This is a genomic window from Micromonospora sp. Mcm103 (assembly GCF_024519755.1).
GTDB lineage: Bacteria > Actinomycetota > Actinomycetes > Mycobacteriales > Micromonosporaceae > Micromonospora > Micromonospora aurantiaca.
On the sequence record NZ_JALJRJ010000005.1, the window covers coordinates 180,770 to 192,882 of the forward strand.

13 protein-coding genes are annotated in these 12,113 nt (G+C 71.8%); 3 read left to right on the top strand and 10 right to left on the bottom strand.

Annotated features, from left to right (window positions below):
• Positions 1–56 precede the first annotated feature (56 nt).
• From OC439_RS09910 to OC439_RS09945, 8 genes are all read right to left on the bottom strand, one after another.
• Positions 57–812 carry an SDR family NAD(P)-dependent oxidoreductase gene (locus OC439_RS09910; protein ID WP_262013136.1) on the bottom strand — a complete coding sequence of 252 codons (756 nt, stop codon included), beginning with the start codon at positions 810–812 and terminating at the stop codon, positions 57–59.
• A 129-nt stretch (positions 813–941) separates the two neighbouring features.
• Positions 942–2,051: a branched-chain amino acid ABC transporter permease gene (locus tag OC439_RS09915; RefSeq protein ID WP_262013137.1), complete on the bottom strand. Its 1,110-nt coding sequence runs from the start codon at positions 2,049–2,051 to the stop codon at positions 942–944.
• The gene (locus tag OC439_RS09920; RefSeq protein ID WP_013288704.1) at positions 2,048–2,938 is read right to left on the bottom strand and encodes a branched-chain amino acid ABC transporter permease; all 891 of its coding nucleotides are present in this window, start codon (positions 2,936–2,938) and stop codon (positions 2,048–2,050) included. Before OC439_RS09920 ends, OC439_RS09915 begins: the two co-directional genes overlap by 4 nt.
• Positions 2,935–3,663, bottom strand: a complete 729-nt coding sequence (locus tag OC439_RS09925) for an ABC transporter ATP-binding protein (protein ID WP_120573026.1) — start codon at positions 3,661–3,663, stop codon at positions 2,935–2,937. Before OC439_RS09925 ends, OC439_RS09920 begins: the two co-directional genes overlap by 4 nt.
• The gene (locus tag OC439_RS09930) at positions 3,663–4,406 is read right to left on the bottom strand and encodes an ABC transporter ATP-binding protein (RefSeq protein ID WP_013288706.1); all 744 of its coding nucleotides are present in this window, start codon (positions 4,404–4,406) and stop codon (positions 3,663–3,665) included. Before OC439_RS09930 ends, OC439_RS09925 begins: the two co-directional genes overlap by 1 nt.
• Before the next feature lie 3 nt (positions 4,407–4,409).
• Positions 4,410–5,612: a substrate-binding domain-containing protein gene (locus tag OC439_RS09935; protein ID WP_262013138.1), complete on the bottom strand. Its 1,203-nt coding sequence runs from the start codon at positions 5,610–5,612 to the stop codon at positions 4,410–4,412.
• Between the two features lie 216 nt (positions 5,613–5,828).
• Positions 5,829–6,074: a hypothetical protein gene (locus tag OC439_RS09940; protein ID WP_047894639.1), complete on the bottom strand. Its 246-nt coding sequence runs from the start codon at positions 6,072–6,074 to the stop codon at positions 5,829–5,831.
• Positions 6,071–6,373 (bottom strand): DivIVA domain-containing protein, encoded by a 303-nt coding sequence (locus OC439_RS09945; protein WP_262013139.1) that lies wholly within the window; start codon positions 6,371–6,373, stop codon positions 6,071–6,073. Before OC439_RS09945 ends, OC439_RS09940 begins: the two co-directional genes overlap by 4 nt.
• A gap of 283 nt (positions 6,374–6,656) precedes the next feature.
• On the opposite strand from OC439_RS09945, the gene OC439_RS09950 reads away from it, so the two are divergent.
• Positions 6,657–6,884, top strand: a complete 228-nt coding sequence (locus OC439_RS09950; protein WP_073829006.1) for a GntR family transcriptional regulator — start codon at positions 6,657–6,659, stop codon at positions 6,882–6,884.
• A 241-nt stretch (positions 6,885–7,125) separates the two neighbouring features.
• Here the strand turns inward: OC439_RS09950 and OC439_RS09955 are convergent, their stop codons facing one another.
• Positions 7,126–8,247 carry a glycerophosphodiester phosphodiesterase gene (locus OC439_RS09955; protein ID WP_262013140.1) on the bottom strand — a complete coding sequence of 374 codons (1,122 nt, stop codon included), beginning with the start codon at positions 8,245–8,247 and terminating at the stop codon, positions 7,126–7,128.
• Positions 8,248–8,353: 106 nt separating this feature from the next.
• Here OC439_RS09955 and OC439_RS09960 point away from each other — a divergent pair, with 106 nt between their 5' ends.
• Positions 8,354–9,688 carry a TrkH family potassium uptake protein gene (locus tag OC439_RS09960; protein ID WP_262013141.1) on the top strand — a complete coding sequence of 445 codons (1,335 nt, stop codon included), beginning with the start codon at positions 8,354–8,356 and terminating at the stop codon, positions 9,686–9,688.
• Positions 9,678–10,346, top strand: a complete 669-nt coding sequence (locus OC439_RS09965; protein ID WP_262013142.1) for a potassium channel family protein — start codon at positions 9,678–9,680, stop codon at positions 10,344–10,346. The genes OC439_RS09960 and OC439_RS09965 overlap by 11 nt, the downstream gene beginning before the upstream one ends.
• Positions 10,347–10,432: 86 nt before the next feature.
• Here the strand turns inward: OC439_RS09965 and OC439_RS09970 are convergent, their stop codons facing one another.
• Complete coding sequence (locus OC439_RS09970; protein WP_262013143.1) at positions 10,433–12,052, bottom strand: serine/threonine-protein kinase; 1,620 nt, start codon at positions 12,050–12,052, stop codon at positions 10,433–10,435.
• Positions 12,053–12,113 lie beyond the last annotated feature (61 nt).

Consider the following 12,113-nt stretch of genomic DNA (forward strand, 5'->3'; position numbering starts at 1 on the left):
ACGACGTGAGCGCGAGGGGCGGTGGCCACACGGGGGGCCGCCGCCCCTCGCGCGTGTCAGCGGCCGAGCACCGAGCCGCCGTTGACGCCGAGCACCTGCCCGGTGACGTACCCGGCGGACGGGCCGACCAGGTAGCGCACCGCCGCCGCGATGTCGTCCGGCACACCGGCCCGGCCGACGAGCGTGGCGGCGACCCGCTTGGCGTGCCCCTCCGGCGTCATCCGGTCGCCGAAGAACTCGGTCTCGGCCACGTAGCCGGGGCTGACCACGTTCACGGTGATCTGTTCCGGGCCGAGCTGGGCCGCGAGGTCGTACGCCCAGCCGTGCAGCGCGGCCTTCGCGGCCGAGTACGGCCCGGCGCCGCCGCGCTGTGCGGCGATCGAGCTGAGCAGGACCACCCGGCCGCCGGGGCGGCGCAGGGCGGGCAGGAGCGCCTCGGTGAGCAGGACGGCGGTGAGCACGTTGGCGTCCAGGTTGGCCCGCCACCAGTCCGCCACCCCGCCGAGCGAGTCGGTCGACCCGCCGAGGTAACCGCCGGCGTTGTTGACGACGGCGTCCACGGCCCGTTCCCCGACCGCGTCCACCACCGCGCCGGCCTGCCCCGGATCGGTCAGGTCGGCGACGACAGCGGTGACCGCCCCGTCCCGTCCGCTCTCGTCACCGATCCGCCGCGCGGCGGCGTCGAGCACGTCCCCTCGCCGCCCCACCACGACAACGTCGAACCCGTCGCCCACGAGCCCCCGTGCCACGGCAGCCCCGATCCCGGTCCCACCCCCACTGACCACAGCCAGCCGCCGCTCCTGCTCCCCCATGACCTCTCCCCTTCCGCGCGTCCTGCCCGGCCCTGCCAGGACCTTGCCCCGGTCGATCATGAAGTTAGCGCGGTCGGACACGGCGTGTCGTGCCGTTAACTTCATGATCGCCGGGGCGTGGGGAGCGGGTCAGCGAGGGCGGCGGAGGGCCGTCAGGACGGGGGTCAGGCGGGAGCGGAGGCTGGCCAGGCCGCCGGGGAAGAAGTAGACGGCCAGGATGAACACCGTGCCCAGCACGAACAGGGGCTGGCTCAGCGGGTGGCTGAGGAACGCGGGCAGGCTGTTCACCGCATCGCTGCTGCCGAACGCGGTGAGCCGGTGGTCCAGGTACATGTAGAGGACGCCGCCCAGCACCGGCCCCCACCGCGTACCGGGACCGCCGAGCACCACCATGACCAGCAGCGACAGCGTCAGCTCCGACGAGGTGATGTGCGGGCTGGCGCCGCCGACGATCAGTACGTAGACCACCCCGCCGGCCGACGCGAGACCGCCGGCCAGCGTGAACGCCACGAGCTTGAACCGGTACGGGTCGAGCCCGAGCACCCCGATGCGCCGCTCGTCGTCGCGCAGCCCGGCGAGCACCCGCCCGGTCGGCGAGGCGCTGACCCGGTGCACCACGAGGACCACCATGGCCAGGTACGCCAGCGCCAGCCAGTACAGGTTCACCGTGTTGGTGACGCCCACCAGCGCCGCCGGCAGCCCCGAGACATCCAGCGGCAACCCCTCCTCGCCACCGGTGAGGCCGCCGAAGTCGCGGGCCACCAGGATCGCCCCGACCTGCGCGAACGCCAGCGTCACCATGGCGAACGCGATACCCACGGTACGCAGGGCCACCGCGCCGAGCAGCGCGGCGAGCGTGGTCCCGCCGATCACCGTGAGCACGGCGGCCTGCCACAGCGGCAGCCCGGCCTTGGTGACCAGGATGTCGGTGCCGTAGACCCCGGCGGCGAAGTAGAGGGCGTGGCCGAAGGAGAGCATCCCGGTACGGCCGAACAGCAGGTCGTATCCGGCCGCGAGCCCGCCGAACACCAGGCAGATGGCGAGCAGTTGCAGCGTGCCGGGCGAGTTCAGCGGCCCCTCGAAGATCCCGGGCAGGTGCAGCGTCGAGTACGGCAGCACGGCCGCCACCACCAGGGCCACCAACGGCAGGTACGGGCGCAGTCCGTGCCAGCGGGAACGCCCGGGGGTCAATTCGTCGGGCACCTGCGCCGGAGGCGCGTCGACCACCGAGTTGGTCATGCGTGAGCCACCTTTCCGGCCAGGCCCTGCGGACGCAGCAGCAGCACCACGGCGAGCAGGCCGACCACGCACAGGTCGCCCAGCCCGGACGTGCCGTAGTAGTTGACGAACTGTTGCAGCAGCCCCACCGCGACCGCCGCGTACGCGGACCCGACCACCGAGCCCATCCCGCCGATCACCACCACGATGAACGCGAAGATCAGCAGCGAGCCGCCCTGCCCCGGCGAGACGGTGCCGAAGTAGACGCCGCCGAGCGCACCGGCCAGCGCGGCGGCGGCCCCGCCGATCGCGAAGACCAGCGTGAACGCCTTGCGCACGTCGATGCCGAGCGCTGTCACCATCTCCCGGTTCTCCACGCCGGCCCGGATGATCAGGCCGTACCGGGTCCAGCGCAGGAATGCCAGCAGCGCGCCGAGCACCACAGCGGCGGCGACGATCAGCAGCAGCCCGGCGTTCGGCACCTGCGCGCCGAGCACCGATGTCACGCCCCGGCTCCAGTCCGGACGCGGGAACGGCCGCGGGTCGGCGCCCCAGGTGGCCTGGAGCAGCGCCACCCCGGCGAGCGACAGGCCGACGGTGACCAGCACCTGCTCGATGGTGCGGGAGTAGAGCGGCCGGATCAGCACCAGCTCCACCAGCACCGCGACGAGCGAACCGGCCAGCACGCCGAAGACGACTGCCAGCACGAAGCCGAACCCGTCCGGGCCGGCACCGGGCAGGTTGCCCGCCGCCCACCACGTCGCGTACGCGCCCACGCCGAGGAACAGCCCGTGCGCGAAGTTGAGCACGTCGGCGAGGCCGAACACGAGGGACAGGCCGGAGGCCACGAGGAAGTACAGCGCCGCCAGGCCCAGCCCGGTCAGCGTCAGCAGGACCACTGTGTTCATGAGTGCACCTCCGCCGAACCCACACCGAGCAGCGACTTGGTCAGCGCCGTCTCCAGCAGCAGCTCCTGGGCGTCGCCGGTCCAGGCGACCTTGCCTGCGGAGAGCACCACCGCGTCGGTCGCCAGCCGCCGTACCACCGCCAGGTTCTGCTCCACCAGCAGCACCGGCACGGATTCCGCCACCCGTTCCAGCACCTCGGCCACCTCGGTCACCACCTTCGGTGCCAGCCCCTTCGTCGGCTCGTCGACCAGCAGCAGCCGGTTGTCGTTGAGCAGCACCCGGCCGATCGCGAGCATCTGCTGCTGCCCGCCGGACAGCGAGCCGGCCCGTTGCCGTCCGCGCCGCTCCAGCTCCGGGAAGAGCGCGAAGACCTTGTCGTACGCGGGCGTGACGCCCCGCCGTTCGGCAAGCCGCAGGTTCTCCGCGACGGTGAGCGCGGCGAAGACGCAGCGGTCCTCCGGCACGTAGCCGAGGCCGTCGCGGACCAGGCGGTGGGTGGGGCGGGCGAGCAGGCTGCGCGCCCCCATGCGTACGCTGCCGCGCACCTCGCCGCCGCGCGGCGTCAGCCCGACGATCGCGCGCAGCGTGGTGGTCTTGCCGACGCCGTTGCGCCCGAGCAGCACCGTGACGCCGGTCGGGGCGACCTCGAACGACACCCCCTGGAGGATGTGCAGCCCGGCGATCCGCACGGACAGGTCCGCCACGGACAGGACAGGTTCGGTCATCAGAGGGCCTCCCCCAGGTACGCCTCCTGCACGGTGGCGTTCGCCATCACCGTGTCCGGGGTGTCGCACGCCAGCAGTGCGCCGTGGTGCATCACGGCGATCCGGTCGGCCAGCTCCAGGATCACGTCCATGTGGTGTTCCACCATGAGCACCGCCCGGCCGCTGTCCCCGGTCAACGACTTGATCACGCTGACCAGCTCGGGTACGTCCTCGGCGCTCACCCCGGCCATCGGCTCGTCGAGCAGCATCACCCGGGGTTCACCGGCGAGCAGCAGCGCGATCTCCAGCTTGCGCTTCTCGCCGTGGGCCAGGGTGCCGGCGAGCGCCGTACCCCTGTGGTGCAGGCCGACCCGGTCGAGCGCCGCGTCGGCGGCGGCGGCCACCTCCCGGTCGGCCGCCGCCCGCCGCCACAGCTTCATCGAGCCACCCCGGTGTGCCTGTACGGCGAGCCGGACGTTCTCCCGCACGCTCAGCGAGCCGAAGACCGAGGACGCCTGGAAGGTACGCCCCAGTCCGAGCCGGGCACGCCGGTGCGGCGGAAGCGCGGTGATGTCCGCGCCGTCCAGCAGGACCGTGCCCTCGGTGGGCCGGCGCAGGCCGGTGATCAGGTTGAACAGGGAGGTCTTGCCGGCGCCGTTGGGCCCGATCACGCCGAGGAACTCCCCCGGCGCCAGATCGAGGTAGACGGAGTCGACGATGGCGACCTCACCGATCCGCCAGGTCAGACCGCGGGTGGCGAGCACGGGTCAGCCCTTCATCTGCGCGACCGGCGGCGCGCTCTCGTCACCGGTGAGCGACTTCTGCGCGGTCGCCGTGAAGGTGGTGCCGCTGCCGGAGAGCTTGGCCTGGTACATCGGCTGGAGCAGGGCGTGGTCCTCGGCGCGGATCTTCATGGTGCCCTTGACGCCCTCGAACTCCCAGCCCTCCAGCGCCTTGACCATCTTCTCCACGTCGTCGCCGCCCTCCTGCACCGCGCGGACGACCATCTGCGCGGCGGCGAACCCGTCCGGGTGGAACAGGTCGAGCGTGCCGCCCGGCACCTTCGCCTTCGCGGCCTTGGCGGCCTCGGTGTCGCTGGCGCCGTCGAAGTAGTGCGACAGGAACGAGATCTTGCTGCCGGCCGCGCCGAACGTCGGCCACGAGGCGCGGATGTCCAGGCCGGTGACGACAGTGGTGGAGGCGAGGACGCCCTGCTGGTCGAGCGTCTGCCACATGGCGCCGGCGGTGGTGCCCGCCCAGGCGACGAAGAGCAGGTCCGGCTTGGCGGCCTTGATCTGGCTGGCGAACGGCGTGAACTCGGTGGCGCTGGCCGGGGCCCGGACGCTGCTGACGTTCGCGCCCGCGCCGCCGATGACGGCCTTGACGGCGGCCTCGTTGGCGTCGCCGAACGCGCCGTCCTGCGCGAACACGACGACCTTCTTGCCACCCGCGTCACCGATGAACGACCGGGCGGTCACCACGTCCTGCCAGGACTGCCGGCCGGACCGGAACGTGTACTTGTTCGCGCCGGTCACCGCGTCGGTGGCGGCCGGACCGGAGATGAACAGCACCTTGTTCTGCGCGGCGATCGGCGCGACCTGGAGCGCCACCCCGGAGGAGGTGGACCCGGCGATGATCTTCGTACCCTTGCCGATCAGGTCCTTCGCGGCGGACACGGCCTTGGCCGGGTCACCCGCGTCGTCGGCCTCGGTCACCTCGATCGTGCGGTCTCCGACCTTGCCGGTGCCCTTGGTGGCGAAGTCGAGGCCCGCCTTGAAACCCTCGATGTACTGCTTGCCGTAGCTGGCGAGCGGCCCGGACTGGGAGTAGACCAGACCGACCTTGACCGGGGCGGCGTCGCCGCCGCCGGATGCGGTGTCCTGCGGGCTGCCACAGGCCGTGGCGGCCAGAGCGACCGCCACCGAGGTGGCGGCGGTAAGGAACACCCGTCGCGTGTGCCGGATCGTCATTGCGACTCCAGGTGAGGACAGGGGGAATGTCAGTTGTCGGCTCACGCTAGAAGTGACGTCACCCACGGGCTATGTGGTCGGCGCACACAAGTCCCCGTGACGGGGTGGCCGCACGTTACAACGCCGGACATCGCCACGTAACCGCACCGACCCGGGATGGCCGCACCCACCACGCACGCCCCGCCGGGAATGTCGGCCCACGCCATCGCGCGCCGGTCACCGCCCGCCGCAGTCCCCGTCGTGGTCGGCCGCCCGTGCGCACCGCCGGCCACCGTCGCGCGGCCGGTCGCACCAGACCCAGTGGCGTACGGACTGCTCGTCCTCCCGCGACACGGTGGTCCCGGCGCGCTCCACGTCGGCCAGGAACCCAAGGGCCCGGCAGATGGCACGCGCGAACCCCCGCGCGCCGTCGAGGTCGGCCGCGAGCACCGGCAGGTGTACGACGAACCGCTCCCGGCTCACCGCTGCGCGCCCGGGGTGAACCGGGACTGCCAGCTCTTGAGCGCCGCCTTGATGCGCGTGTTCTCCTCGGCGTACCGGGACGCGTCGCGCCGGGCCAGCGCCAGGTCACCGGCCACCCGGTAGAGGAAGGCGTGCACCTCCGCCGGGTCGAGCCCGTGCCGCACGGTGCGGAACCGCCGCTCGCGGATCTGCCCGACGCTCAGCGGCCGGCACGAGTCCGAGCGGTACCAGCCCTGGTTGGGCGGCCCTCCCTTGCCACGTCGCCGGGTTGGCTGGAACAGGTTGAGCACGTTACGCACGCCGATCCTCCTCACCGAGCCGTGGAGGCGACCCGCCCGCAGACAGGGGACGCGGGCGGGCCGCCGACCCCGAGACCGCAGCCCGTTCGGCGGTACGACCCCGGAGCCCAATCCGGGTCCGACTCCCGAGGTTTGCCGAACCAACCGGAGCCGGACGCGACTCAACCTACACCAGTATCTGGTTATGCGCGAGCCTCCACTCTCGACGTGCCGGGCAACTTGTTGCAGTTACTTGTGCAGGTAGGGCAGGATCGGATTCGCCGAACCAACCGGAGTCCCCACCATGCCCACAGCAGAAGCACCGTTCCGCCGTATCGCCAACGACATCGCCGCAAAGATCAAGAGTGGCGAACTGAAGCCGGGCGACAGGCTGCCCTCAACCCGCGAGCTGGCCGAGACCTACGGCGTCCACATGAACACGGCCTACCGTGCGATGTCGCTGCTGCACGATCGCGAGCTGATCACCGGCCAGCCCGGCCGAGGCACCTACGTAGCCGAACCACCGGCCTGATCAACTCCACTACGCCGAGGTGGCGGCATCATCCCGCCCGGAAGCAGCCACTTCCCCGAAGTGGCGCCCGCCCCGCGCCGAGCCCCGCCCCACCCCACCCCACCGATCTTGGTACGGAATGGCCCTCGGAGGGGCCGTTTCGTACCAAGATCTAGGGAGCGGCCGGGCGCAACGGGGCGGGGAAAAAACGCGAACGGGGTGCCCGCCGCTTGCGGCGGGCACCCGTCACAGGGGAGCAGGGTCAGCGGCCGGCTCGGGCGGCCACCGCCGTGTCCGGGTGGTCGCTGAACACGCCGTCCAGGCCCAGGTCGAAGAACAGCTCGTACTCGGACGTGATGTCACCACGCGCGTTCGGGTCGGTGCCGATGCGGAAGTCCACCGGCAGGAACTGGTTCTCGGCCCGGAACGTCCACGCGTGCACCACCAGCTTCTGCCGGTGCGCGTCCCGGATCACCGCTGTCGGCGCGAGCAGTCGTCCGGCCGGGTCCCGGGGCACGATCAGGTTCTTGTTCAGGCCCACACCGTCGGCGTACCGGGAGATCCCGGCCAGTCCCGCAGGGGTGGCCAGGTCCGCGTAGGTCCGCTTGTCGCCACCCGCGACGAAGTCGTAGGGCGCGCCACCGGCATCCATGAGCTGCACCAGCCGTACGTCGATCATCTTGTCGAGCTTGCGCAGGTTGGCGGTCTCGAAGCTCTGCACGAACACCGGGTCGTTCCGGTGGGTGAGCCGGTTGCGGCGCAGCACCGCCACGAGGGGCTCCTCCAGCGGGCGGCCGATCGACGCGAAGTAGGTCGGGTGCTTGGTCTCCGGGTACACGCCGATGGTCCGGCCACGGGCCTTCGACTCGGCCCGCGCCAGGTCGATGACCTCCTGGAACGTCGGGATCTCGAATCTGCCGTCGAACGCGGTGTTCGCGACCCGCACCTGCGGCAGCCGCTCCTTGGCCCGCAGCGTCTTCAGCTCGGCCAGCGTGAAGTCCTCGGTGAACCAGCCGGTGACCCTCACCCCGTCGATGGTCTTCGTCGCCTTGCGGGCGGCGAACTCGGGGTGGGCGGCCACGTCCGTCGTACCGGAGATCTCGTTCTCGTGCCGCGCGACCAGGACGCCGTCCCTGGTCGCGACCAGGTCCGGCTCGATGAAGTCGGCGCCCTGGCGGATGGCGAGCCGGTAGGCCTCCAGGGTGTGCTCGGGGCGGTAGCCGCTCGCGCCGCGGTGGCCGATCACGATCGGCCGGTGGGCCGGGCGGGCCTGCTCGGCGGCGCGGTGGTCCGGGCCGGCCTGGGCGGCCACGGCCGGCACCACCACTGCGGCCGCCGCGAGCAGCGCGCCGGTCACGCCGAGGGCGGAAAGGGTACGTCGCAACGCCGTCTCCTGTCGTCGATGGGTACGCACAGCAGACCGGGCGTGGTTGACCACCAGTTGGTCGGTTCCTGACCTGCCGGTGAATCTCCGGACGGAAGATGACGGGATGCGCCGCCTGCTCCGGAAGCCCGTACGGCTGGTGCCGTTGGGGTTCCTGGCGGTGATCCTGGCCGGCACCGGTCTGCTGATGCTGCCCTGGGCCACCAGCGAGCAGCGGTACACCCCGTTCGTCACCGCGCTGTTCACGTCCACGTCGGCGGTGTCGGTGACCGGGATGGCGGTGACCGACACCCCGAACTACTGGAACGGCTTCGGGCTCGTGATGATCACCGTGCTGACGCAGCTCGGCGGTCTGGGCATCCTGACCGGGGCGTCGCTGGTGATCCTGGCCGTCTCCCGCCAGCTCGGCCTGCGTAACCGGCTGCTCGTGCAGGCGGAGACCGCCGAGTTCGGCCTCGGCGACGTACGCCGGCTGCTGTTGCGCATCGCGGCCACGGTCTTCGTCACCGAGGCCCTGATGACCGCGGTGATCGCCGCGCGCCTGTTCCTGGCGTACGACTACCGGCCGGGCCGGGCGCTCTGGTCGGCGGTGTTCCACTCGGTGCAGGCGTTCAACAACGGCGGGTTCGCGCTCTACTCCGACGGCCTGATCGCGTTTTCCCGCGACGGCTGGGTGGCGCTGCCGCTCAGCATCGGCGCGATCATCGGCGGGCTGGGTTTCCCGGCGCTGTTCGAGGCGGTACGCGAGTGGCGGCAGCCGGAGCGCTGGGCGGTCGCCACGAAGCTGACCGTGTGGGGCAGCGTGGTGCTGATCGTCTTCGGCGTCGCCTACCTGCTGATGGCCGAGTGGGCCAACCCGTTCACGATCGGCACCTACGACGTGCGGAGCAAGCTGCTGGCGTCGTTCACCCAGATCGCGTTGAGCCGTACCGGCGGGTTCGACGTCATGAACGTCGGGCAGCTCACCGACGAGAGCTACCCCATGCTGATCGGCCTGATGTTCATCGGCGGCGGCAGCGCCAGCACCGCCGGCGGCATCAAGGTCTCTACGTTCTTCCTGCTCGGCTTCGCCATCTGGGCCGAGCTGCGCGGCGAGCTGGACACCACTGTCGGGCGCCGCCGGGTGGCGGCGGCCAGCCAGCGGCAGGCGCTGACCGTGGCGCTGCTGAGCGTGGCGCTGGTGGCGGGCGGGACGGTCGGCCTGATCGGGTTGACCTCGCACGTGTCGTTCTCGGCCGCGTTGTTCGAGGTGACCTCCGCGTTCAGCACCACCGGCCTGACCGTCGGGGTGTCCGGGCAGCTCTCGCCGCCGGGCCAGTACGTGCTGACCGCGCTCATGTACATCGGCCGGGTCGGGCCGCTCACCTTGGGCTCGGCCATCGCGTTGAACACCCGTCGACGGCTGTACCGCTACCCGGAGGAGCAACCCATTGTTGGCTAGACATCCGGAGGAGACCGGCATCGCGGTGATCGGCCTGGGCCGGTTCGGCGCGCGCCTGGCGGGCTCCCTGTCCCGGCTCGGTCACGAGGTGCTGGCGGTCGACCGTGACCCGGCCCGGGTCCAGCACTGGTCGGCCGACCTCGACCGGGTGGTGCAGGCGGACAGCACCGAGGAGGTGGTGCTGCGCCAGCTCGGGCTGGCGGACTTCCGCCGGGTCGTGGTCGCGATCGGGGCGTCGCTGGAGGCGAGCGTGCTCACCGTGCTGGCGCTGGCCGAGCTGGGGATCGAGCAGATCTGGGCGCGGGCCACCTCGGAGAAGCACGCGAAGATCCTGCACTCGGTCGGCGCGCACCACGTGGTCTTCCCGGAGGCGGAGACCGGCGAGCGGGTGGCGCATCTGATCGTCAGCCGGATGCTCGACTTCATCGAGTTCGACGACGACTTCGCCATCGCCAAGATCAAGGTGCCGGCGCCGCTGGTCGGGCGGTCGCTGCGTGACATCGCACCGCAGGACCGGTACGGCGTGATGGTGGTGGGTGAGAAGCAGGCCGGGGAACCGTTCCGGTACGCCGGGCCGGACACCGTGCTGGAGGCGGACAGCGTGCTCATCGTGGAGGGCGGCATCACCCAGGTGCAGCGCTTCTCCGCGCTGACGTGACGACGGCACCGACGTGACGACAGGTCTTACGTGTCAGCCCTTCTTCGGACCCTTGCCCTTGCCGTGCCCACCCCCCTTCGGCCGGTCTACTTTGCTTTTCCCTTGCCGTTCTCCTTGCCCTTGGACTTCGGCGCGGCCTTGGGCTTCGGTTTCGCCGGCGCCGGTTTGGCCTTCGCCGGCCCGCTCTTGGTGGTGGTCTTGGTGGCCGGCTTGACCGGCGTCTTCACCGGCGGCGCGGTGGTCGGCGCCGAACCGGCGATGCCGGAGACCTGCACGCCGCAGGTGCTGCCGCCGAGCGTGAACTCCACAGGCAGCGTGTTGCTCCCGGTGTAGCGGCCGGCCAGCGTCAGCTTCGTCGACGCGCCGGGCGCCAGCGCCGGGTCCGTCGCCGGTGCGGCGATCGAGACGGTACGCCCCACCTGACGTGCCGTCGGCTGGGCCGTGGTCACCGTCTGCTTGCCGGGGAACGTGAAGTTCATGGTCCAGCCGCGCAGTTCCCGGTCGCTGGTGTTGGTGAGCGTCAGCTCGGCGGAGAAGTCCTTGCCGGTGTCGCGGCGCAGCGAGTAGTCGACGGCGCAGGGGATCGGCTCGGGCATGCTCATCCGCGCCTCGGTCGGCTCCACCCCGCCGCTGGCCGGGCTCCGCGACGTCAGCCCCCACAGGGTGGCGGTCACCGCGACCAGGCCGACGGCGGCCACGCCCGCCTCCACCTTGCGCCGCCGCGCCACCGCCCGCCTCGTGCGGGTCCGCACCACCGAGAACGGCAGCGCGTCCGTCTCCGCCGACCACGGCAGGATCGTGGTACCGGCGTTCTCGGCGAGCGCCGGGTCCATCCGGCCGAACGCGGGCGACACCGGCACGATCGCCGCGATACCCGCGGCCTCGGCGAGCGTACGGGCCACCTCGGCGGTCGCCGGGCGGTCCTCGGGGCGCTTCGCCAGGCACCGCTGTACCAGCGCGGCGACCGGTTCGGGCAGCCCCGGCACCGCGGGCATCGGGTCCGGGTCGCGGTACATGTGGGCGCGCAGCATCTCGGTGGTGGTGCTGGCCTGCCACGGCAGGCGGCCGGTGAGCATCCGGTAGAGCAGCAGCCCGACCGCGTACACGTCGGTGGCGGGCGAGACGTGGCCGTTGTCCAGCCGCTCCGGCGCGAGGTAGGCCGGCGTGCCGAGCAGCGCGCCGTCCGGCCCCTTGTCGCTCTCCCCCACCAGCGCCGAGATGCCGAAGTCGACGACCTTCACCCCGGTCGGGGTCAGCATCACGTTGCCCGGGGTGACGTCCCGGTGCACCACGCCTCGGGCGTGCGCGGCGGCCAGCGCCGAGGCGACCTCCGCGCCGATGGTCATGGCCTCCCGCCAGGGAAGCTGCCCGTCGCGGCCGAGCCGCCCGCTGAGCGGACCGCCGTCGACCAGCTCCATGACCACGTACGGCACGGTCAGGCCGACCTGCACGGACTCGCCGTAGTCGTACACGTTGGTGATGTTGGGGTGGCACAGCCGCGCGGCGGCCTGCGCCTCCACCCGGATCCGGTGCCGGAACGCCTTGTCGCTGGCCAGCCGCGAGGCCAGCACCTTGACCGCCACCTGGCGGCCCAGCACCTCGTCGTAGCCGCGCCAGACGACCGACATGCCGCCCGCACCCAACTGCTCGACGAGTCGATATCGCTCGCCGAGCAGTTGCACGCCGTTCCTGACCGGTCCACCCATGGTCGGTCCTGTTGCCCGAAGTGGGCCCCGGTACACCTCAGCGGTCGGAATCGGTCAGGAA

What these genes read in the sequence shown, in the direction of transcription:
- OC439_RS09960 (WP_262013141.1), top strand. Translation starts at nt 8,354, where the DNA reads ATGCGCCGCCTGCTCCGGAAGCCCGTACGGCTGGTGCCGTTGGGGTTC.
- OC439_RS09925 (WP_120573026.1), bottom strand. Translation starts at nt 3,663, where the DNA reads ATGACCGAACCTGTCCTGTCCGTGGCGGACCTGTCCGTGCGGATCGCC.
- OC439_RS09920 (WP_013288704.1), bottom strand. Translation starts at nt 2,938, where the DNA reads ATGAACACAGTGGTCCTGCTGACGCTGACCGGGCTGGGCCTGGCGGCG.
- OC439_RS09915 (WP_262013137.1), bottom strand. Translation starts at nt 2,051, where the DNA reads ATGACCAACTCGGTGGTCGACGCGCCTCCGGCGCAGGTGCCCGACGAA.
- OC439_RS09950 (WP_073829006.1), top strand. Translation starts at nt 6,657, where the DNA reads ATGCCCACAGCAGAAGCACCGTTCCGCCGTATCGCCAACGACATCGCC.
- OC439_RS09935 (WP_262013138.1), bottom strand. Translation starts at nt 5,612, where the DNA reads ATGACGATCCGGCACACGCGACGGGTGTTCCTTACCGCCGCCACCTCG.
- OC439_RS09910 (WP_262013136.1), bottom strand. Translation starts at nt 812, where the DNA reads ATGGGGGAGCAGGAGCGGCGGCTGGCTGTGGTCAGTGGGGGTGGGACC.
- OC439_RS09970 (WP_262013143.1), bottom strand. Translation starts at nt 12,052, where the DNA reads ATGGGTGGACCGGTCAGGAACGGCGTGCAACTGCTCGGCGAGCGATAT.